Source organism: Paraflavitalea sp. (assembly GCF_059502485.1).
This window is the reverse complement of sequence record NZ_JCACET010000004.1, coordinates 460708-483787: the sequence shown is the minus strand read 5'-3', so window position 1 is coordinate 483787 and position 23080 is coordinate 460708. Positions and strand designations below refer to the sequence as shown.

Here is a 23080-nt window from a genome sequence, read left to right as displayed (position 1 = left end):
AAGACAGCCATGTCTCAGGCTGCCTTTATCAGGATAATATCTGTTTATGTAACGACATTTTCAGTATACCGCCACTTTGGCTTTCTTAGGGCTTTTTAGCAGCAAAGTTCATCTTATTGGTAATGATCCAAGTACCTTTTACAAAGGGAACTCCTTCATCGGCCGGATAGAGCCTTACTGAGAACTCGGGATTGATGTTCACATTCAAATCGTTGAATGCTGCCGGTACACGGTACGAGCTCAAATAGGCATTATTAAGTGTGTACAGCGGGAAAGTAGGTGTCTTTTCGGGGTATTGGTATACCAGTGCTGTATCTGTTTTTTCTTCGGGATAGAATGGGGCGAACTGTTTGTATTCATACCGCAGACCGGTAGTACCAGCCAGCGTAGCACGGGGTATTACCTGTCCTGTCTTCGGATTGAAAATAGCACCATTCTTATCCACGAACTTAATGATGATCTTGTTGGGGCCAGTGGGTACACGGTCAACTGTTACGGCAAAGGCGCTCTGTGTAACAAAGGTTGCTTCCTGTCCTACAGTTGAAGTGCTTGCAAACTGACGTACCAACTGGAAGGGTACTGCGGGCGTGATACGTACTTTGGCGATGTTGTTGATCGTAATTGAACCTTTTACGTTGGTTGCTTCTATATCAAAGTCATAGGAGCCTGTATCCACATACATAGAAGCGGGTGTTACTTCAATGCGACCGCCCACTTCATTGATGTCAAAGGGTTTGTACATCGCTGTACCCAGTTTTTGAGAAATCAGCGCCAGGGTAGTATCGGTAGAGCGAATCTCTCCTTTGTAAATGGGTATTTCATATTCTTTTGTGAGTTTATCTGCTATAGCGCCTGTCTTATCACGAACAGCGAGCAGTTTTACCATCATGGTTTGTGTGGAGCCATCCACCTCTAATGGTGCAGACGTAGTAACTCTTCCTTTTGCAGCCGGAAAGGGATTGGAGCGATAGAAAAGTTTGTTGCTCAGAAAGCCTTCTTCTTTTTTGCAACAGCAGAGCGCTATCGAAAGAGCCAGTGCTGCTACAGCTGTATATAATAATTTCATGTTTGACCTGATTTAGTAGTTTCTATCAGGGTGAACCGTCCGACTAAAAGTACGGGGCGACCCACCCTTTTATTTAAAAGCGTGCAAATACGTGCAAGTTTGATAGTACATGCAATACCTTTTGCCCATTCTCCGGCAGGATACCCGTTGTCTGGCACACCACGCGTATATCGGATTCATTTGCTGGCGGGATCACTCCAGGGATATCTATATCTCCTCTTATCTTCACAAGGTATAGAAGATAGGTAGGTGCGTTGGAACGCTCGGTATATAGTGTGCTTGTTTGCAACTCTTTCATTACTCCCATTCTCAAATCCGTCGAGGTTTGTGGAGCGTAAAGTTTAGGCTGCAACTCCTGTGCTTCGGCCAACATGATCTTATCGGTAAATACGTATTGCATCACCGAATCGGCTTTCAGGTCTTTGAACAAACTGTCGATCGTATAGGCTGCTGCCGGATTGATTGCTTGTTTTTCGATGAGCCTGGCTGTCATGTAGCGACCAATGGAATAGTTGGTTGGCGCAAAGAAAGTATTGGCTGCATTAACCTTATCTTTCAATCCATAGTGATCGATCACCATTACCAGTGTATCGAAGAGTTTCCAGGGATGTTGCTTCAGGTAATCGTAGGTACTCAATGGTGTAATGGCATTGTGTACGCCTCCATCAGTCAGGTAAGCTGCTTTTTTACAGGAAGTAGTTGCTCCGGCCAACACCACGACCACCAGTATGAGGGATATATAATAGCGTTTCATATTGTCAGTTTTGTAGGTTTACATTTTATCTCTCCAGAAAGGCGTTTGCTCCAGTAACGGATTGAGTTGTATCAGGATTGGATCTACAGGCCAGTAGTATTTTCCTTGCTGGAACTGTGTTCCATCCATCCGCACGATTGCGCCGCTTCCATTGAATTTCAGGGTACCTGTTTTTCTTGCCAACCTTACAAGGTCATAAAAGCGATGGCCTTCGAGGAACAGTTCGCGGGCTCTTTCTTCAATAGCGGCTTCGAACAACAGGTTATCAGCTCCGAGATAAGGGGATACGTTGTTGAGTGTACGTATCTCATTGATAATGGTACGAGCGTCACCGAAAGCAGATTGTGCTGCAAGTGCTTCAGCTTTCAGCAGCTTGATATCGGCCAAACGGAAGATGATAATATTGTTGAGGCTTACAGGCGAAGTGTTGTTAGCAGCCGTATAAATGATATTGGAATATTTGATGTTAATGGGATCGGTAGTACCCCAGAATGCAAATCCATTCTTACGGCGGTAATCAACGCTATCGGCTGTATTGGGGAAAAGCGCATTCAAAGAAGGCACATCCAAAGTAAACTGAGAATTACCGAGTACTGTAGCCAGATAAGGGGTTTTGAGGGTCCTGAAGGAAATATCACCGATAACGGCGTTATTTAGTCCTGAGCCTTCGTTGTTGGCATTCTTGGCTATTTCAAAGATGCCTTCTGAAGAGTTGCCCTTAAACATGGAAAGATAGCTGGCAGTGGTGCTACGATTAACATGGGTGTAACCGCCTTTTAGGATCACAGAATCTGCAGCAGGTATCACTTTGTCGTATTCTCCTTTCCAGGCGTAGATATGTGCGAGGAGTGCGAATGCAGCTCCTTTGCTTACGCGGATGGCCCTGTTGGCGCTGGCTGGCGCCCATGTCATTTTAGGTAAGGCGGCTTCAATATCCTTGATGCATTGTGCTAAAATATCTGCCTGTGGTGTACGAGCCAATTCGGACGCCAGTGCTGCATCTTCGATAGATTCGGTTACCAAGGGCACATCTCCCCATACACGCGCCATATAGAAGTAGTTGAAGGCGCGCAGGAAATATGCTTCTCCAACGAGTGCGTCTTTTGCAGCCTGCTTGTTGGCTGAGGTAAACTGATCTACCGGAATATTGGGAATGTATTTAATGCAACGATTGGCCTGGTCGATGGCACGGTAGAAGTTGTCCCAGCGGCGCAAGCGAAGAAGGCCGCGGTGCAATTCTGTTGACGGAATAAAGAATGACCAGTTGATGTTGCCGATGTGGTTGATGTCTTCACCTGGCAGGTTGGACAGAAATTCATCTGTCGCGAAATCGCCATAATAGTAATAAGACATTCCCTGTTCCATCAAAGCAGTACGGAGCATGGAATAAGCACCGGCCATGGAGCTGTTGGCTTCTGATTCGTTGTTCCAGAAGTTTCCGTCGGTTGCAGCATTGATCGGCTTCCGCTCCAGGAACTTCTTGCAGGAGACCAGTGAGGTTGCCAGCAAAAGGGCGAAAAGACATTTATTGATAATACGTTTCATGTTTAGCATTTTTTAGAAATTAAGCTCAAGTCCAAAAGTGAACTTTTTGGGAAGCGGATAATCATTACCATTGGTGTAACCGTCCGGAGAAACCAGTTCAGGATCGGGCACGGTTGCATTGTGCAATACAAACACGTTGTCGATAATGCTGTACAAGCGGATGTTACGCAGCCTGAGCTTTTGGGCTATTTTCCGTGGCATGGTGTAACCGATGTTGATGTTCTTCATGCGGAAGAAGCTGGCATCTTCTGTAAAGATGGTTTGTGCAATGTGCCACTTGTCAACGTTGTTGGTGAAAAGTGAGGGGAAGTAGGCGTTATCGCCTGTCTTGCGCCAGAACTCAAGATCACCAAAGTCTGAAGCAGGGCCAGAATAGGGTCCCCAGCGATTTACTACATCATTACCCGCAGAGGCGAGCTTATCAGACAGGTAACCATTCCACAATGTTCTTCCTGACACGAATGTGCACAATACCTGTACTGTGAAGTCTTTGTAGGAGAAGCTGTTGATGATACCGCCGTACAGTTTTGTTTGCGGATTACCAATGTATACTTTATCGAGGTTGTCGATGTTGTAGTCTCCATTGACGTCTTGCTTAGCGCCATCACCAGCACCGAAGAAGTTGCCACCAAACCAACGAATGCGTTGTCCTGTGAGCGGATCAACCGGCACATCGTCGATCGTAGCGTATACGCTGGGCACATTCCAAACGAGGAAGCCATACATTGGCTGACCGATGGTGAGTGTGCGTTGTAACCAAGCCGGGCCATATACGAAATCGCGGTTGCCGGCGGGCAGCTTAGTCACCAGGTTGTCGTTGAAGGCAACGTTGAGGGTGGTGCTCCATTTAAAGGGCGATTTGGGTCCCATGTTCTGTGTAGTCAGGGTCATCTCCAATCCTTTGTTGCGTACATCCACATAGTTGTTGGATGCGGTGGTATAACCTGTAGTGATGGGTACAGGAATATTGAACACCATTTCACGGGAGTCTTTAATATAGTAATCCATAGTGAGGGTGATACGGTCGCGCAGGAAGTTGGCATCAAATCCAACGTTCAACTGCGGTGATCTTTCCCAGGTGATATTGGCAGCGGGGGCGGGTATAGCGTAGTTGGGGGTTACAGCAGTCACACCATTGTAGGTGATTACGTTGCCGCTGGCTCCGGCACCAAGGGTAGAGCTGGCATAACGCACATCGGTAGACAGCTGACGATATTGGGCATAATAGTTACCGGGATCGCGGCCAGTGATACCGTAGCTACCTCTGATCTTCATGAATGACACGATGTCTTTGAGCTTATCCCAGAAAGGTTCTTCCGATACGTTCCACCGTGCAGACACAGCGGGGAAGGTACCCCAGCGGCTGTTGGCTGAATAGCGTGAAGAAGCGTCTGTGCGGAAACTACCATCAATTCCGTAACGGCCTTTGTAGTCATATCCTACTCTCGCAAAAGCTGATACACGGGAGCGGTCTTCATAAGAAGTTGTAACACTGAGGTTAGGTCCATTAGGCACCCCTTGTATTACCTGAATCGCGTCGAAGGGAACACCGTTGCCCTGAGCGCTGGTAACATTGTTTACCTGTTCTTCAGCTCCCTGACCAATCAGGGCTGTGATGGTATGATCTTTAATTTCTTTGGTATAAGTGACATAGTTCTCTATTTCCCAACGACGACTGTTGGATGAATAGTTTATGGCGTCTGAGCGGTTGTTGGTGGTAACCGATCTGTGCCTGAGGTAATCACGACGTGCAAAGCCAAAATTATAAGACAACGAACTTGTCCAGGTAAGTTCGGGGGTGATGGTGGCAATGAGCCTTGTGTTACCGTTGAGTGAAGTAGTTCGGTCATCGTCTCTCACTTTATCATTCCTGCCTTCATAGTTCGCACGCACCTGGTCATCTATACGCCAGAAGGAGGACGGGAAGTTGGAAACGGTGAATGGATAGATGCTGTTAAGGTTACCGGGACCGTGTTTGGCTTTGGTGAAACCAATGTACAGATCGGTGGTTACTTCAATGCCTTTGTATGGTTTTACGGATAGGAATAAGCGGGGTGTGGTACGGGTTAATGTGAATCCACGCATGATACCTTCTTCTTCGTATCTGTTCATCGATATGCGGTAAGCAAATCTTTCTTCTGCACCACCGATGTTGAGGTCGAAGTTCTTAATAATGGCATCCTGTAAAAACAGGCCTTGCCAATCGGTATTGTTATTAAAGGCGGGGTTCAAGCTATCTGTGAGGAACTGGCTAACCTGTCCCTGGTTTTCGTAGGTACCTTGTTGCCTCAACAGGTTCATCTTGTATTGTCTTTCTGCAGCACCTACCAACACGGGCTTCATAGCCGGACGGGTAGAGATACCTACATAAGAAGAAACACGGAATTGTGGTCTTCCTGTTTTCGGCCTCTTGGTTTTGATCATGATAACACCGTTACCGGCACGGGCTCCGTAGATAGCTGCGGCAGAGGCGTCTTTCAGGATGTCTACTGATTCAATATCGTTGGGGTTGATAGCCAGCAGCGGGTTGGCGTTGCCATAAGCGGAGCGTACATCGCTTACATCGTAAGCGATACCATCTATTACATATAATGGTGTACTGATACCGTTGGCACCGATACTACCATCTGAGTTGCTCACACTGGTATTACCACGAATGTTTACGATGTTGTTGGCGCCCGGTTCTCCGGATACGCTGAGGATGTTCAAACCAGCAGCACGTCCCTGCAACATCTGGTCGAAGGTTGGATATGGGATGTTCTCGATATCTTTTCCTTTTACTGTAGAGATGGCAGCGGTTGTTTTACGGCGCTGGACGTTCTGGTACCCAATTACCACTACGTCTTCCATTCCTTTTGTGTCCTCTTCCATGATTATCTCCACAGAAGCTCTACCATTAACGGTAATCTCCTGTCCGGCATAACCCACGAAGCTAATTTGCAGTACAGGTTTTGCGGTTCTCAACTGCAGTGTGAAGGTGCCATCTTCTTTAGTAGATAAGCTGTTGGGGACACCTTTTTCTTTAACAGTAACACCGGGCATTGGGTTGCCGGTCTTTTTTTCAGTGATGCGCCCACTTACTTGTTGTTGTGCGCCGGCAGCAAAGGATACCAGGATGAGTGCGATCATCCAGGGTATGCGCCAATTTTTTCCAGCAGTCAATAGCATGCTCATTGATGTTAATTTGAGGTTATAAAGGGTAATAGACAGCCTGCACCCATGCAGGCAGCTATTGCTTCCGTATGGATGGACGTAGGAATAAGGACAATAAATGGCTTCGCAGGGTAGGTTTAATCCCGGCTCGTTAAGTATTAAAACAGAAAAAGAACATAATGAAGTTTATGTTCCGTTGTGGAAGGATGGCAGCCTTAGTAGCATTTTCATATAGCAATTTTTATTGGTGACAGATCGTGAACATTTTCACCTCACTCAAGGGTCGCAATCCCAATCACTGTATCAATCGTATAATTGTCATTTATACAATTAAAAGTACTAAGCTTACCTTTTATAGGGTTTACCTAAATTATCATCTTTTAATAGAATATTGCTTAAATTAACTTAGTGTGCGTGACCGCCTTCATTCTCGTTATTTTTCATTTTTCCCAATAGGTCGTAAGCTCCTTTTGTTATCACTTGTATATGAGTGATATCGAATTCCCGGGGGAGTACCAGCTCTACATATCCGAGCTCTTTGATGCCGGTTTTTACAGGTATTGCTTTGTAGTGGTTGCCGGCTTCTTTATTACCGTGTGCATTATTATCCACAATAAAGATGTAATCGGTTCCTTCATAATTGACAACTGCCTGTTCGGGTACGGCTGGCAGCCGCATGTTCTTTGTTTCTACAAACGCTGTGAGGTACATGCCGGGCAGGAGGTTCTTGTCTTCTTTATCGAGGTGGCAATGTACCCGCACGGTACGTTCGGCACTGATCTCACGCCCAATGAGGTACACTGTGGCCATGCGTTCTGTTGTTTCATTGCCCAGTATGAAGCGCACTTTTTGTCCCGATTTCAGCGATGGAACATCTTTCTCAAATACCGTCAGTTCTGCATGCAGGTGTTCCGTATCTACTATTTCAAACATTACATCTGTAGGGTTTACGTATTTACCCAGGTTTACATTTACCTCGGTGACATAACCTGAAATGGGCGCATACAGGTTGATGGTGCTTTGTATCTCGCCCTTCTCCAACTGGGCGGGGTTGATATTGACCAGTTTTAGCTTTGCTTTCAAACCGGCCGCTTTGGCCTGCATGGACAGGTAGTTGGCTTTTGCCTGTTGCAATGTTTTACGTGCATTGATGTTTTCGGCAGCCAGTTCTTCCTGCCGCTTGTATTCAGCTTCGAGGTATTCCTGCTGGCTTATTGCATCGAGGTAATCCTGCTGTAACTGAATGTAAGAAGGATCTTGCAGGGTGGCAATCAATTGTCCCTTTGTTACATGCTGTCCCTGCAACATTTCCGAGTATTTTAGAAATCCTCCCATGGGGGCAGATATACTTACCATTTGTTGTGGCGGCACATCGAGGTTTCCATTCACTTTAATGGTTCCGCTCAGGGTACGGTATTCTACAGGGCCTGTTGTGACTCCTGCTGTGATCGCTTGTTCGGGTGTAAGTTCTACCTCTAATTCTTCTTCGTGGCGTGTAGAATCTTCTTTGGTGATCTTTTCCGGGGCTTTATCGTTTCCGCCACAGGAAAGTACAAGCATAGTAAACAGTATGAATGTAAACTGCTGTAAGAGTATAGCTACTTTATTATTGTAATTCATTGTATTTGCCGATTGGATAGTGATCTATTTTGTGCCTGTCAACCATTGCAACCTAAGTACTGACTGGTTGTAACGATTCAATTGTTCGAGGTAATTCAACTGTAATTCATTGCCTGTTTTGATGGCTTGCAGGTATTCTACGTATCCTACTTCGCCGCTGCGGAAGGATCTCAATCCCTGCTGCAGGATGAGCTTTGCATTGGGCAGCGCCGTCTTTTCATAGTAGTCCAGGCTACGCCTGTCTTTTTCATATTCCTGCATGGCCTGCCTGTATTGCGCCTGCAGGTTGTGTTGCATCAGCCGGTAGTTGTTTTCGGCATCCTGTGTTTCTACCTGCGCAGCCTTGATGCGCGCTGCATAAGAACTGCCAAATACCGGTATGCTGATGCCGGCCTGTACTCCCTGAAAGCGCTGACCACCGCCATAGTACTTCTCTGTTCCATCTACATTCTGGTAGCCAATGATGGATTGGTTAAAGTAACCAACGGAGAAACCGGGGTTACGTTTTGCTCTTTCCACATCTACCTGCTTATTGGTAACAGCGATCTGCTGCTGACCGGCTCTTACCAAGGGGTGATTGATCAAACTATCCTGCGTTGGTACATCCAACTGCAGTTTGTCAATGCTTACGAAAACAATGTCAGCAAATGTTGTATCGTTCAACAGGCGTTGCAGCTCTGTGCGAGCAACTACTATATCTGCTTCATTCCTGCGTATCGTATTCCTGTGTTCTGCCAATTGTGTGGCCGCTGTCGTTTGCTCCAGTAGTTTTGTTTCTCCTGTCTTATACCTCAGCTCTGCTGCCCTCAAGAAACTGCTGTACACCGTATCCTGCTGTTGTAATTGCTGCTCCAGTGCTTTAAGGTATATCAACTGGTACCAGGTTGTTTTTATGGCATAGATCAATTCCTGCTGTGTGAGGCTTAATCCCAGTTCAGTGCCTTTGATACGCGCATCGGCCAGCTGCTTTTGTCTTTTAATAAGTGCAGGATTCGGTATCTGCTGACTGAGGGAAATATGGTTGTCCCATTTAATGGTATTGGCCTGGCCATACTGGAGGTTGATATTGGTCTTGTCCCATTCGGCGGAAGCTCCTTTTAATAGTTTCTCTTTTTCTACAGCGAGGCGTGATGATTGTATGTTGCCATTGTTCTTCAACGCCCCGTCGATTGCCTGCTCCAATGTCAGTTGCTTTTGCTGTGCCTGCGACGGCAAGGCTACTATGAGTAATAATATCGCAGCCACTACCCCACCCTGCAGCTTGCGGGGTTTGCGCCCCATTCTCTCCACCCAACCGTAGAGACAAGGTATTACCACAAGTGTCAATAGTGTGGCGGAGATCAAACCGCCAATTACCACTGTAGCCAATGGTCTTTGTACTTCGGCTCCGCTACCATGCGACAATGCCATGGGCAGAAAACCTAATGAAGCTACCATGGCAGTCATGATCACCGGACGCAAACGTGTTTGCGTGCCGGTCAGCACCAATTCTTTCAAGTTGGTCATACCTTCTTTTTTTAACCGGTTAAATTCTGCGATCAGTACAATGCCGTTCAACACTGCTACTCCGAATAATGCTATGAACCCTACCCCAGCAGAAATACTGAATGGCATGCCTCGTACCCATAAAGCCAGGACTCCACCGATGGCAGAGAATGGGATAGCACTGAAGATCAACAGGCCATATTTGAATGACCTGAATGTGAAGTATAGCAGGACGAGGATGAGTAAAAGGGCCGCAGGGACTGCAATGCTCAGGCGCTGTTTGGCTTGTTCGAGGTTTTCGAATGTGCCACCGTAGGTTACATAGTAGCCGGGCGCAAACCGGACTTCTTTATCTACCCGCTGTTGTATTTCTTTTACAATGCTGGCTACATCTCTGCCGCGCACATTGAATCCAACAGAGATGCGTCGTTTGGCGTCTTCACGTTGCACCTGGTTGGGTCCGATCTTCAGCTCAACGTCGGCTAACTGCTCCAAGGGTACCTGGTTGCCATTGGGCGCGGTGATGTACAGCCCCTTCAGGTCTTCGATGCTCTGGCGGCTTTGCCTATCGAGCCGCACTACGAGGTCGAAACGTTTTTCGCCTTCAAAGACTTCTCCTGCTACATCGCCTGCAAATCCGGCACGGATGACCTGGTTTACGGCAGCAATGTTCAATCCATATTGCGCTATTTTATCGCGTCTGAAGTTGACAATAATCTGGGGCAGACCGCTAACCTGCTCTACATATATATCTGTGGCTCCTTTAGTGGCTGATGCTATCTTACCTATTTTAGCGGCATAGCCTGTAAGCTCATCCAGGTTTTCCCCAAATACTTTTACTACTACATCCTGGCGGGCACCTGACATCAGTTCATTGAACCGCATCTGAATGGGCTGCTGAAAGCCAAAGGCTACTCCCGGAATATGACGTTCCAGCTCCGCCTGCATTTTATCGGCCAGCTCTTCACGGGTGGATGCGCTCGTCCATTCATCTTTGTCTTTTAATACTATTATCAGGTCGCACATTTCCACGGGCATGGGATCGGTAGGTATTTCGCTGCTGCCGATTTTACCAACTACTTTTTTTACTTCCGGGAATTTCTTTAGCAACACATCTGCAGCATTATTGGATGCCTCTACTGTTTTGCTGAGGCTGCTGCCAGTAAGCACTCTCGTTTCTACTGCAAAGTCTCCTTCATCGAGGGAAGGGATGAACTCGGCTCCCATGCGCAAGAAGAGGAGTACACTGCCCAACAATAATAGCAGTGATACAGCAATGGTTATACCCTTACGCTTCCAGGCAGCCAATAGTGCTGGCTGATAGAGACGTTGCAGGAAATTCATAATCCTATCCGCAATTGTTTTCTTATGGCTAATGTTCTTACTCAGGAACAAAGCGCTCACCATTGGCACGTAGGTTACCGATAGCAATAAAGCGCCGATGATGGCAAAGGAAACCGTTTGCGCCATGGGCCTGAACATTTTCCCTTCAATGCCCACCAGTGATAATAAGGGCAGGTAAACAATGAGGATAATTATCTGTCCGAACGCAGCTGCATTCATCATCTTTCTGGAAGAGGTATTTACCTGTTCATCCATCTGCTGCTGGGTAAGTTTCGTCATTTTACTGAGGCCCAGTTGGTGCATCGTTGCTTCAACAATGATGACGGCTCCATCTACAATCAATCCAAAGTCAATGGCGCCGAGGCTCATGAGGTTGCCGCTTACTCCGAATAGGTTCATCATCGATACTGCGAACAGCATGGCCAAGGGGATCACGGAGGCCACGATCAATCCTCCCCGCAGGTTGCCGAGTAACAATACCAGCACCAGGATCACGATCAATGCCCCTTCGAGCAGGTTGGTGGAAACAGTGCCGATCGCGTTGTTGACCAGCTTTGTACGATCCAGGAATGGCTCGATGGTAACGCCTTCGGGCAAGGTCTTTTCTATGAGTGCCATGCGTTCTTTTACGCGGCGGATAACAGCCGAGGAGTTAGCTCCTTTCAGCATCATTACCACAGCTCCCGTTACTTCTCCTTCCTGGTTGCTCGTCATGGCTCCATAGCGAATGGCGGCGCCATATTGTACTTTGCCAATATCCCGGATAAGCACAGGGATATGATTGCTCGTATTAGTAACTACAATGCGCTCGATATCTTCGATGGAATTGATCAATCCTGTACTGCGCACAAACCAGGCATGGGGATTTTTATCGATGTAGGCTCCTCCCGTGTTCTGGTTGTTCTTTTCCAATGCCTCAAACACATTGGCAATGCTCAGGTTCATACTACGCAGCTTCTCCGGATTGAGGGCTATTTCATATTGTTTGAGGTAACCGCCAAAGCTGGCCACATCGGCCACGCCTTCCACGCCCAACATCTGCCGGCGCACGATCCAATCCTGGATGGTGCGCAGCTCCATCGGTGTATATTTATTCTCGTATCCTTTTTTGGTGTGTACGATGTACTGGAATATTTCGCCCAGCCCTGTGGTAACAGGCGCCAGCTCCGGCGAACCCATGCCTGCTGGCAGCTGACTACTCACCTGAGAGAGGCGTTCGCTTACCTGCTGGCGGGCCCAGTATATATCTGTTTTTTCTTTGAATACGATGGTGACCACACTCAGCCCAAAGCGTGAAAAGGAGCGTATCTCTTCAATGCCGGGAATGGTGGCCATGGTTTGCTCTACCGGAAAGGTGACAAAGCGTTCTATGTCTTCTGCTCCATTGGCAGGGGACACGGTGATCACCTGCACCTGGTTGTTGGTAATATCGGGCACGGCGTCTATTGGCAGCCGGGTGAGGGAATAAATGCCACATACTACCAGTATCAATACCAGTAGCGCCACCACTAATTTGTTCTTAATGGAAAATCGAATAATCCTGTTCAACATAGGTGTTAATATGTTTGAATATGCCCTTTAAGCACATGCTAAGCGGCATCGAATGCACAATCTTTTGATGCGCAATCGCAATGTTTAATAAACAGCGTTCTAAATAAGATGGAAAGTATTAGCTCAACTGAGGGGGTTGCCAAACGGGAATGGACACTTCGCGGATGGTTTCGATGTAACGTGCCGTATGCAAGGAGGCTAACGGCGGAAAGGATTGTTGCATTACTGCCACCTGGTGGTGGATTGAATAGCCTGCGCAGCAAGCGCAATGGCAAAAGGGTGAGCAGTCATCTTCGTGCCTGTCGCCGTCGTCGCATTTTGACAGCTCATATTTTACTTTGCCTTCTTTTTGTACCAACGTATTGACATCACCGCAGGGCAAACAGCTCAGCGATAACACCAGTACTGCCATTATGAAGGCGAACAGACGCATGGAACAAAGATAGAAAAGAAGATAGAATTCAGAAGCCAGAATACAGAATTCAGGAGTTAATAATGGGTAAAAAACCATTATCGGCTTACTGGCATGGCTCCTTTGATATGTTGATAGGTGCGGGAGAAGTCATTTACGTCTATAAAGTGCAACTCTGCTGCTATTTCAGCCAAGGACATCCGGGTATAGGTCAGGCGGGTATCGGCCAGTTTGACTTTGTAGGTAAGTATGTATTGCTCTAATGAAACGCCGTACTGTCTTGTGAAGTAGGTGTTGAAATTACCGGGTGTGATATGAAATTCTTCTGCCAGGTGCTCAATGGTCAGTTTTGTGGGATCGTATATGTGGTAGTTAATGTAATGGAGCACATCGTGTGTAATGGCTTCCGGATGCACCGCCTGCACATAGCTGGCTTCGAGGATATTTCTTGCCGCCATATTGAACAGGGCTAACAGACAAAGGGTAATGTTGCTATCGGCATACGACCGGCGGTGGCTGGCTTCCGTTACCAACACGTTGAAGAGAGCAAATACCGATACTTTATCACTTTGTAGCTGAATGAGGGATTGCTTGTGCTGCTGTTCGCTGTACAGGATAAACTCCAATGTCCTGAATTGCTCAGAGGAGAATGGTAATACGTTGCGTGTAGCAGCAGCCTCAAAAAGCAACTGCCGGAACTTGATAAAATGTATACGTGAATGTTCTTCGAGGCTGATGTTGTTTTTCTCTCCGGGAATGTGTATGAAGAGATCTCCTGTATGGAAAGGAATCTGCTCCTCATTCAGCATTCTATAGCCACTGCCATTTTCCACGAATACCAGCTCCCAATAATTATCTGCCTGAAAAGTACAGTTAAGTACTTCCGTATCGTAGGTGACTATCTCCAGTGGCTGAAAGATGTTCCTTGGCATGATTAAATGTACATAATAAATCTCTACTTTAAGAAGTCTTCTCTCAACGGGCTGAAGGCGTCGATGAGCATACCGGGCTCCAGGCACACGCAACCATGCAGCACATGAGGTGGCACATAGTAGCCATCGCCTTTTCGGATGATCTTTTTCTCGTCACCGATGGTCATTTCGAATGCACCGCTGTCTACATAGGTGACTTGTGAATGATGGTGTTCGTGCAGGGAGCCGACTGCGCCTTTTTCAAACTTTGCCTTTACCAACATGATCTTATCATCGTAGCCAAAAACCTGCCGCTTGATACCATTGCCGAGGTCTTCCCATTGTACTTCCTGCTCAAACTGGAATTCGCCGCTTTGTGCCATAGTTTATAAGTGGTTAAGGTTGCAAAGTTCAGGAAAAGGACGCATGAAACAATGTTGCTTCTTCCATCGCTTTTTGGCTGATCGTTTTTATCTCTCTGATTGTTTCCTGTATTTGGGCTTGATCGCCATTGGCATATTCGATCTTATCGAGCAAGGGGTTTAAAAGCTCGTTCAGGCCCATGATGGAAATGGTCGTCTTTAAATTATGGGCTATTGCTTTCAGCTTTTCCGTATTGTCTGCTTTCCATTCTTTCTCCATCTCCTGTATTGCCAGGGGTAGTGCCCGAAGAAATTTCTGCGTGGCTGTTTTTTCGTAGTCCAGGTTGCCAGCACTCACTTCGTGCAAATAATTCAGCTGGATGTATTGGTAATCGTTGGGTGAAGCGCCTGCTTCTATTATTTCACTCTTAGGAGCGGGTCGTGCAAACGCCGTGAATTTGCTGATCAACTGGCTAAGTTGTTCCTGTTTTACCGGTTTGGCTATGTAATCGTTCATGCCATAGCTCAGGCATTTTTCTCTTTCGCCGGGCATGGCATGTGCCGTCATGGCAATGATCGGGATATCTGACCGCAGCTCATTCCTGATCTTGCGGGCAGCGGTGTAGCCATCCATTACCGGCATTTGTATATCCATCAGTACCAGGTCGTATTTGCCTACTCTCAGTTTTTCTATCGCTTCCAATCCGTTGTTGGCTATCTCGAATTGCAGGTTCCAGTTTTTGAATATATGGCTCAACAGGCTTTGGTTGTTCTCATTGTCTTCTGTTATCAGGACTTTGATGGCTGATGAAGTGGCGCCCGGAGCAACTGTTTCTGAAATGGCGAGGTTGTCGGCTATCTGGCTTGTCGATATAGCATAGGGTATCGAGACGTAAAATACCGTTCCCTCTCCTACCTCGCTTTCTACTTTGATCGTTCCGCCCTGCAGCTCTACCAAGTCTCTTACTATCGATAATCCCAGTCCTGTTCCCCCATATTGTCGTGTGATGGTATCATCGGCTTGTTCAAAACGTCCGAAGATGTCTTTGAGTTTTTGGGGTTCTATACCGATGCCTGTATCTCTAACCTGTATATTCAGCTTCACCGTGTGATTGAGCCGCTCTTCTACTATTACTTTCAATGCCACTGAGCCTTCTGCTGTAAACTTGAGGGCATTGCCCAACAGATTGTAGAGTATTTGTGTGAGCCGCACCGGATCTCCTTCGAGAATATCGGGTATTGTATTGTCTATTTCTACTGTCAATCGTATCCCTTTATTATTTGCTTTCGGCAGTGCCATCATTTGTACTGAATTGACTAACCCACGCAGACTGAAGGGCACTTTTTCTATGCGCATCATGCCTGCTTCTATTTTAGAGATATCCAGTATGTCGTTTACAATGGCCAGCAGGTTTTCGCCTGAGCGTTCGATGGTCTTCACGTAATGTTGCGCGTCTTCGTCGAGGGGTTTCTGTGCCAGCAGTTGTGCGAATCCTACTATGGCGTTCATCGGTGTGCGTATCTCATGGCTCATGTTGGCCAGGAAGTTTTCTTTGACTCTTGCCGAGTCTCTTAGCATTTTATCTGAGCGAATGAGTTTTTGTATGATGTATATGAGGTACCAAAACACGCCAGCTGCTCCCAATAAAACCAATACTATGAGGATATAACTAAACTCCAGGGCTTTTTGTCCGCTCTTTTGCACGCCTTCGGTAATCACTGTAAGCTGATGGCCTCTTGTATCACTGATCTTTCTGATGGTGTTTTCTATATCGTAGGAAACCCATTCTGGCAAGTTGGCATTGATGGTGTCTTCGGCTGCTTTGACGCCGTGGAGCTTGTAAGCGTTCAGGATATCGTGAAAGAGATCGACTTTCAATTGAAGTGCCTTGTTCAACTCCCTGATAAGGCCCATTGCTGTAGAATCGTCTGTAATGTCGAGGAGAAATGCCTGTGCTGTCTGTATTTCGTTGAATTCGTCCTGCAATCCTCGCAGGTAAGTAGTATCGCCGGATTCGATGAATCCTCTTATTTTCCTTTCGATCACGACTTTGCTCTTGGCAGCATCCAACAGGTTTTGGGTGATGCGGGATTCGCCGAGCAACTTTTTGTTGGCTATTACTAATTCATTGACGTGCTTGGTGGAGTTGTATTCCATGTATCCAAGTACGAGGGTGCCGGCGATAAAGGTGGCAATGATGTATATGATGATCCGTTTGCCTGACATCGGGTGAAAATTGCTACTTATATGATGCTGTTTCTGTGTCAAAGCTATTGATCAACGGGTTCAGTATAAATCTTTTAGCTATCGTTGGGTAAAAAGTATCGACCAAAAAGGAATTCCGCCCGACGGTTTATAGCACGTTCATCCGCTTGTTGAGGGTGGCCCGGTAGGCATCTGCTACGGGGACTATTTTCTCGCGCACAATGATGGCTCCTTCCCGTATCGTATCGATCTTATCGATGGCCACGATGTAGGACCTGTGTACCCGGAGGAATTTGCTGGCAGGCAAGCGATCTTCCACTGCCTTGAGGGTATTGTGTATGGCATAAAAGCGCTGTGGCGTGTGGAGCTTTACATAATCGCGCAGGGATTCCGCAAACAGTATTTCATCCAGACTAAGCCTCCTGATGATGTTGGAATCGCGGATAAAGATAAACTCATCGCCTTCCATATTCATTTGTTCTGTTTCGCTTTCTATCAATTCTCTTGCTTTATCGATAGCCTGAACAAGCCGGGCGGGTGTAACGGGTTTAATTATGTAGTCTGCTACATTCAATTCGAATGCTTCGACAGCGTATTCTCTTTTGGAGGTGGTGAAGATGATAACAGGTGCTTTGTCTTTGAGGTTCCTGGTGAGTTCCAATCCTGTCATGCCGGGCATTTCTATATCCAACAGGATTACGTCGACCTTCTTTTTCTGTAACAGGTTATATGCTTCGAGGGCATCGGCACACTGGCCAACTAATTTTATGTCCTTTATCTGGGCAGTTAGCTGGCAAAGGATGTCTCTTGCTATTTCATTATCATCTACGATGAGGACGTTCATGGTGCTATTGTGACTGTTGAAAATGTTCGTTGTATCTCCTGGTTCCTTTCCCGTCGACAGGTTTTGCCTCACGGTCGTTTAGCGTATGTGTGCGTGTGCTTATGAAAGTAAGTTGCATCACGAAACAGCTATTCATCACCTAAAACTAAATATATGAATCCAGCTATTGGTATTACGGCCGATAATCTTTCCAAAGTGGCCTCTATCCTGAATGGTGTTCTTTCTGATGAGTTCTTACTTTACCTGAAAACACGCAACGCGCACTGGAATATTGAAGGTAGCGATTTTTACAACAAGCATAAATTTTTTGAAGCGCAGTACGAGCAACTGGATGGTATTGTGGATGATGTAGCTGAGCGCATCCGGACGCTGGGCCACTATGCTGTTGCTTCTTTGAAAACTTACCTGGAGCTTACGCATCTTACCGAACAATCGCGGGAACCTAATGACAGCGCCGGCTTTATCAGGGAGCTGCTGGTAGACCACGAAGTGGTTATCGTTCACCTGCGTGAAAACATTAATCTTATCGCCAACGATCTAAAAGATATCGGTACCAGCGACTTTCTTACCGGCTTGCTGGAAACACATGAAAAGATGGCCTGGATGCTGCGGGCGCATTTGCGATAGATCATTTATTTCTTATCAATTAATAATATAGTTCATGAAAAACAAGGTTCTCAGCAAGCTGCTTCCTGCAGTTGCTTTCTTATCCATTCAATTAAACTCCTCTTCAATTATGGCACAAAATGCTAACATCCCCAAAGCGGAAAACGATCCCAGGATCTTACAGGAGGTCCGTGCTTTTCTTAAAGTAGCCAATGCTCCCGGCGGTAAGCCTATGGAGCAGATGACGCCCACTGAAGCGCGGCAGGTTTTGATCGATGCGCAAAAGTCTGTTACGGTTGATTACTCCGGCATCGAGGAATCGGAGAAAACGATCTCTGAAGATGGTCAACGGGTGACTATTCATATTGTGAAACCCAAAGGTGCAAAGGCTAATATTCCTGTCTTTATGTTTTTCCATGGTGGCGGCTGGGTGCTTGGCGACTATCCTACTCACCGCCGGCTTGTGCGCGACCTTGTGGTGGAAAGTGGTGTTGCGGCTGTATTTCCAGATTACACTCCTTCGCCTGAGGCTCATTATCCTGTAGCGATCAATCAGGCATATGCTGCCACTAAATGGGTGGCGGAGCATGGAAGCGAAATTGGTGTAAATGGTAAAGACCTGGCGGTTGTTGGCAACAGTGTCGGCGGCAATATGGCTGCTGTGGTGTCGCTGATGGCTAAAGACAAGAAAGGTCCGCACATTAAACTACAAGTATTGTTATGGCCGGTCACTAATGCAGACATCAATACTGCCTCTTACCTAGCTTATGCCAATGACCGCTTTCTGACCAGGAATATGATGATCTGGTTTTGGGATAGTTATACGAAAGACCTTGCTAAACGTAAAGAGATCTACGCCTCTCCTTTGCTGGCATCACTGGATGAGTTGAAGGGCTTGCCTCCTGCGCTGGTGCAAACTGCCGAGAATGATGTACTGCGCGATGAAGGAGAAGCTTACGCCCGCAAGCTGAACGATGCCGGTGTTCCGGTTACACTCACAAGATATGGTGGTCTCATTCATGACTATGGTCTGTTGAACCCACTGGCGCATGTTCCTGCTGTAAAAACCGCTCTCTTACAAGCCGCTGCAGTGATCAGACAAGGGCTGCTGAAGTAATGTGTTGATGGACTTGCCCCTATGATCAACTCAGCGTAAGGCAACTCCCGGGCATTTCCTGATAAAAGGAACAAGAAAATGTATTCGAAAGGATTAGAAAAACAGGACAGCTTTATTTCACGAAATGGGGATATAAATTCAGTCAACTAATTATCAGGAATCCCGGGAACCTTTGCTGTATTTTTTGTATCTTTCTAATGGAGCACTTAAGTGCTCCATTAGTGTTTACGGCCATTATTTCTGCGGGCTGTTTTCCCGGGATATGATTGCCAATGAATCAATACCAGTTTTGTTTTATTTTTTATTACATGTTGACTTATAATCGTTTACATATCCTCTCACAACCTCTCCAATTGGAATTTCCACGTCCAGCCTGCATTTGAGGGCTGTTGTCTTGCCTCTATCTTGCTATTATCTTGCTACTGGCTTGCTTCCGGCTTCCCTCCAGACATCTTGATCCCTTGTTGATCTACTCTGCATCCCGGGATGATCCGGGGAGTATTTTTCTTTGCTTCCGGCAGTTTTCTTTGCTATACGTCAACTATACCCCTTTGTTGGTTTGCTGACGCGCCTGTTGAAGTAATCACCATTGTTGCCTATCTTCCGGCTCTCTATTTGATTTATGACAATACGTTTTATTCTACTCTTTTTTGCCGGTATTGCCAGTATTGCAGTGGCCTGTAATTCGAGTGATCCCAAAACGACTGCCAAACCCTCAGCAGGCCAGGCTACAACTATCAATACTGACAGCTGCGCCATTGCAGTAAAATATGAAGGCGCCCGGATAGCGGAGGCCATGGTCGGTGGAAACTATTCCGGTGAAATGAACAATTATATGGGCACCGACAAATCGAAGATCGACTTCAAGCATGTGTACAAGGACGGAAAAATTGTAAAAAGCTATTTCTATTATGTGAATCAACATCTGCAGGAAGAGTATTCTTTTTTGTGCGGGTCATTGCATGGACTTCAAAAATGGTATTATGAAAATGGCAAGCTGGCTAAAGTGATTCCTTATAGTTATGGTTACAGAAATGGTATTGCCCAGGTTTTCGATTCAACAGGCAATTTACTGCAAACTGCTACTTTTAAAAATGATTCTCTTGTAGAGAAAAATTAGTTAGTGCGTTAAAGAATAAACGCTTGAACGACTCAACGAATCGTGCATGAACATGATCAATTTTGAATTAAAAAGTATTGACAAAATTATTCCTGCCGGACAAGAACCTGATTTATCCTTAAGCTGGTTCTGGTTAACTGATGGTGAGTTATGGCTTAGGTTTGGCGATACTATTATTTACGAATACTCAAAAGAAGCGTTGGCTCATTTTGGAGACAAAGCAACGCCTTATAACGACTATTACCTGGTAAGATTTATTGAAGACTTTACAGACCTGTTTGTCCAGATAAGTGAAAGTGTTCCAGCAAGATTTTACTCCATTACCGCCAATCTGGAAGATTTTCACATAACTGCTAAAAAATGGCTGGACCTGTATGATACTGATGAAGATGAGCATAGTGAGTTTTATTTTGAAACTTATGACAAGTTGATCTCCTGGGCATATCAGCGCTACCTCGATTCCATGCATTTAATAGGTGGGCCTCATTTATCGTTTTTCAGGCACCATGATAAAATCAGGATCGTCTGGCAAACCGAAGCCACCCTGGAAAATGGCATACGCATCTGGACTGCCCAAAGCGGTAGTTATGAAATGGATTACGCCGTTTTTATTGAGAACGTCAAGGAATTTGGCCGGCAATTTTTCCTTGCGATGGACAAGCAAGTTGAGCAGACGATTGAGAAGGAATGGGGACATATCCAGGTTGATAAAAAAAGATTAGCAGCGGAACACGAAGAAAGGAAAGCTGATTTTTATTCGAAGCTTTCACAGCTTGAGCAAAGCTCAACGGCACCTACTAACTGGGTAGCTATTGAAGCGTTGTATACATTGATGTTAACTGAAGTAAAATAGCAAAGGGGCGCACCTTAATGAGTGCGCCCCCTTAATTTATTACCAATTATAACTCTTCTTATTTTTCAGCCAGCGCTTTTTTGATAGCGGCTGCGGCTTGCAAGGTGGCTGTTTGAATAGCCGGTACATGTGCCAAAGGATTCAACAGGCCATAGTCGTGGATCAATCCTTCGTAGCGGGTGAGAGTAACGGGAACACCTGCTTCGTCCAATTTGCGGGCGTAGGCTTCTCCCTCATCACGCAATACGTCGTTTTCAGCTGTTTGTACTACTGCAGGGGGCAATCCTTTCAGCTGGTCCAATGTAGCCTGAAGGGGTGATGCATATATTTCTTTGCGTTGTTTGGGGTCTGTGGTATAGTTATCCCAGAACCATTTCATCATGTTTTTGGTGAGGAAGCGTTCGTTGGCCATCTCGTTGTAGGAACCTGTTTCAAAGTTGGCATCCGTTACCGGCCACAGCAGCACCTGGAGTTTAATGTGTGGGCCTTTTTTGTCTTTGGCCATCAGGGCTGTAACGGCCGCCATGTTACCTCCTACGCTGTTACCTACTACTGCGAGGTTCTTACCGTTTACGCCAATTTCGTTGCCATGTTCTGCTACCCATTTGGTTGCTGCATATATCTGGTTGATGGCTACAGGATAACGGGCTTCGGGAGAAGGTGTATAATCGGGGAATACTGCTACTGCTCCACTTTCTACTACGAGGTCGCGCACTAATCTTCTGTGGGTAGGATAATCACCTAAAACCCAGCCTCCGCCGTGGATGAAGATGAACACCGGTGCGTTGGCTTTGGCGCCTACCGGCTTTGTGATGTGTATATTGACTGTTTGTCCGTCTTGTGTAATTTGTTTTTCTGTTTCTTCAATGCCTGAATAATCTACTTGTACTGATTTTTGTGCGCCTACCAATACCTGGCGGGCATCGGTGGGGCTCAACTTTTCAATGGGTGTGCCACCACTGTTGTTCAATGCTTTCAGGAACTCGCGTACTTGTGTGAAGATGCGGGGATCGTTTTCTGCTTTGATGTTTGATGTCTGTGCCATGATTGAATTTTTTGTATTGAGTAATAAGGTTAAAAAGAGTGCCAGGGTGAGTGTAATGCGTTTCATGTTGTATCGATTTTTATTTGTTTGCTGATTTTGATACAACAAAGCTACAGCGCCGAAGGGGCGCTAAAAATGGCAAAAGGGCGACATAAATTGTACTTTTTTCCCCGGAAGGTATTGTAGGAGTATTTCTTATGCTTCTTCGGTTTGGACAAACTGCTTCCGGAATGTTGCCGGGGGTGCACCGGTTTTATTGGTAAAGAGGCGGTTGAAATAGGCGGGGTCGTCGTATCCCAAGTTGTAAGCGATCTCTTTGATGCTTAGTGTGGAATAGACCAGGAGGCGTTTTGCTTCCAGGAGGATGCGGTCTTTGATGATATCATTGGGCTGGGTTAGGTTGAGGCGGTTGAACTTTTTAGAGAGGGTCTTGGGCGCGAGGGCCAACAGGTCGGCATAGTCGGTAACGCTGTGCTTTTCTCTGAAGTGTATTTCCACCAGCCGGCTGAATGTTCTGAAAAACTCCATGTCCTGCGCAGGCGCTGCATTGAGCTCCCCTAATTGTTGTTTCTTCCAGATACGGGTTGTACGGATGATGATCTGTTTTAAGTAGGTGCGTACCATTTCCTCCCGTGAAGACTCCTGGGATGCCAGCTCATCTGTAATCTGCTGCATGGCCAGTTTGGTGAACTGGTCGTCTTCTTTCGGCAGCTCCGTCATCGGCATTTCGTAGATGTTGTTGAAGAGGAGTCCGTCGCAAGCCACTTCTTCGTCGTGTATCTGCACACAATAGAAATCACGGTTGTACCAAATGAAGTAGCCCTGGTCTTTGCCTGCCTGTTCCAGTTGCATGTATTGGTTGGGATGTACAAAGAATAAGCTGCTTTTTTTGGTGGTATAGTGCTTAAAATCGATGGTTAACGAATAGCCTGCAGGGGCATAGATGATCTTGATGTATGGCTTATACTGTGGGGCGTTGACCACGTCCTGGTTCTCTTTGCTAACCGGCAGCATGCCGAGTTTCTTATAGTTGGACTCAAAATATCTTTCCATGTTTTGATTCGTTAACGCCTTTAACAGGGTTCA

Annotated in this window: 17 protein-coding genes; 4 read left to right on the top strand and 13 right to left on the bottom strand. The window is 46.3% G+C overall.

Annotation, left to right across the window (positions count from 1 at the left end):
- Nucleotides 1-85: 85 nt before the first annotated feature.
- The 11 genes from AC5JBY_RS02020 to AC5JBY_RS01970 all read right to left on the bottom strand — a co-directional run bounded on the left by AC5JBY_RS02020 (nt 86) and on the right by AC5JBY_RS01970 (nt 17253).
- Nucleotides 86-1066, bottom strand: a complete 981-nt coding sequence (locus AC5JBY_RS02020) for a hypothetical protein (protein WP_495902869.1) — start codon at nt 1064-1066, stop codon at nt 86-88.
- Between the two features lie 73 nt (nt 1067-1139).
- Nucleotides 1140-1820: a hypothetical protein gene (locus AC5JBY_RS02015; protein ID WP_495902868.1), complete on the bottom strand. Its 681-nt coding sequence runs from the start codon at nt 1818-1820 to the stop codon at nt 1140-1142.
- Nucleotides 1821-1838: 18 nt separating this feature from the next.
- Complete coding sequence (locus AC5JBY_RS02010) at nt 1839-3365, bottom strand: RagB/SusD family nutrient uptake outer membrane protein (RefSeq protein ID WP_495902867.1); 1527 nt, start codon at nt 3363-3365, stop codon at nt 1839-1841.
- A gap of 12 nt (nt 3366-3377) precedes the next feature.
- Nucleotides 3378-6539, bottom strand: a complete 3162-nt coding sequence (locus AC5JBY_RS02005) for a SusC/RagA family TonB-linked outer membrane protein (RefSeq protein ID WP_495902866.1) — start codon at nt 6537-6539, stop codon at nt 3378-3380.
- A 384-nt stretch (nt 6540-6923) separates the two neighbouring features.
- Nucleotides 6924-8138, bottom strand: a complete 1215-nt coding sequence (locus tag AC5JBY_RS02000; protein ID WP_495902865.1) for an efflux RND transporter periplasmic adaptor subunit — start codon at nt 8136-8138, stop codon at nt 6924-6926.
- 24 nt (nt 8139-8162) lie between these two features.
- The gene (locus AC5JBY_RS01995) at nt 8163-12518 is read right to left on the bottom strand and encodes a CusA/CzcA family heavy metal efflux RND transporter (protein WP_495902864.1); all 4356 of its coding nucleotides are present in this window, start codon (nt 12516-12518) and stop codon (nt 8163-8165) included.
- 118 nt (nt 12519-12636) lie between these two features.
- Complete coding sequence (locus tag AC5JBY_RS01990; protein WP_495902863.1) at nt 12637-12951, bottom strand: DUF6660 family protein; 315 nt, start codon at nt 12949-12951, stop codon at nt 12637-12639.
- 77 nt (nt 12952-13028) lie between these two features.
- The gene (locus AC5JBY_RS01985; RefSeq protein WP_495902862.1) at nt 13029-13862 is read right to left on the bottom strand and encodes a helix-turn-helix domain-containing protein; all 834 of its coding nucleotides are present in this window, start codon (nt 13860-13862) and stop codon (nt 13029-13031) included.
- Between the two features lie 23 nt (nt 13863-13885).
- Entirely contained in the window at nt 13886-14224 is a 339-nt protein-coding gene (locus tag AC5JBY_RS01980; RefSeq protein WP_495902861.1) for a cupin domain-containing protein, read from the bottom strand.
- 28 nt (nt 14225-14252) lie between these two features.
- Complete coding sequence (locus AC5JBY_RS01975) at nt 14253-16430, bottom strand: ATP-binding protein (protein ID WP_495902860.1); 2178 nt, start codon at nt 16428-16430, stop codon at nt 14253-14255.
- 127 nt (nt 16431-16557) lie between these two features.
- Nucleotides 16558-17253 carry a LytR/AlgR family response regulator transcription factor gene (locus tag AC5JBY_RS01970; protein WP_495902859.1) on the bottom strand — a complete coding sequence of 232 codons (696 nt, stop codon included), beginning with the start codon at nt 17251-17253 and terminating at the stop codon, nt 16558-16560.
- A gap of 153 nt (nt 17254-17406) precedes the next feature.
- On the opposite strand from AC5JBY_RS01970, the gene AC5JBY_RS01965 reads away from it, so the two are divergent.
- The 4 genes from AC5JBY_RS01965 (at nt 17407) to AC5JBY_RS01950 (ending at nt 20949) form a co-directional block, all read left to right on the top strand.
- A complete protein-coding gene (locus tag AC5JBY_RS01965; protein WP_495902858.1) occupies nt 17407-17880 on the top strand; it encodes a Dps family protein in 474 nt (157 codons plus the stop codon).
- Nucleotides 17881-17914: 34 nt separating this feature from the next.
- Nucleotides 17915-18976 carry an alpha/beta hydrolase gene (locus AC5JBY_RS01960; RefSeq protein WP_495902857.1) on the top strand — a complete coding sequence of 354 codons (1062 nt, stop codon included), beginning with the start codon at nt 17915-17917 and terminating at the stop codon, nt 18974-18976.
- A 622-nt stretch (nt 18977-19598) separates the two neighbouring features.
- Nucleotides 19599-20096 (top strand): toxin-antitoxin system YwqK family antitoxin, encoded by a 498-nt coding sequence (locus AC5JBY_RS01955; RefSeq protein WP_495902856.1) that lies wholly within the window; start codon nt 19599-19601, stop codon nt 20094-20096.
- A gap of 46 nt (nt 20097-20142) precedes the next feature.
- Entirely contained in the window at nt 20143-20949 is an 807-nt protein-coding gene (locus tag AC5JBY_RS01950; RefSeq protein ID WP_495902855.1) for a DUF5984 family protein, read from the top strand.
- 58 nt (nt 20950-21007) lie between these two features.
- On the opposite strand, the gene AC5JBY_RS01945 is transcribed toward AC5JBY_RS01950, so the two are convergent.
- Entirely contained in the window at nt 21008-21994 is a 987-nt protein-coding gene (locus AC5JBY_RS01945; protein ID WP_495902854.1) for an alpha/beta hydrolase, read from the bottom strand.
- A gap of 195 nt (nt 21995-22189) precedes the next feature.
- Nucleotides 22190-23047, bottom strand: coding sequence for a helix-turn-helix domain-containing protein (locus AC5JBY_RS01940; protein ID WP_495902853.1), 858 nt, complete (start codon nt 23045-23047; stop codon nt 22190-22192).
- Nucleotides 23048-23080: the final 33 nt, after the last annotated feature.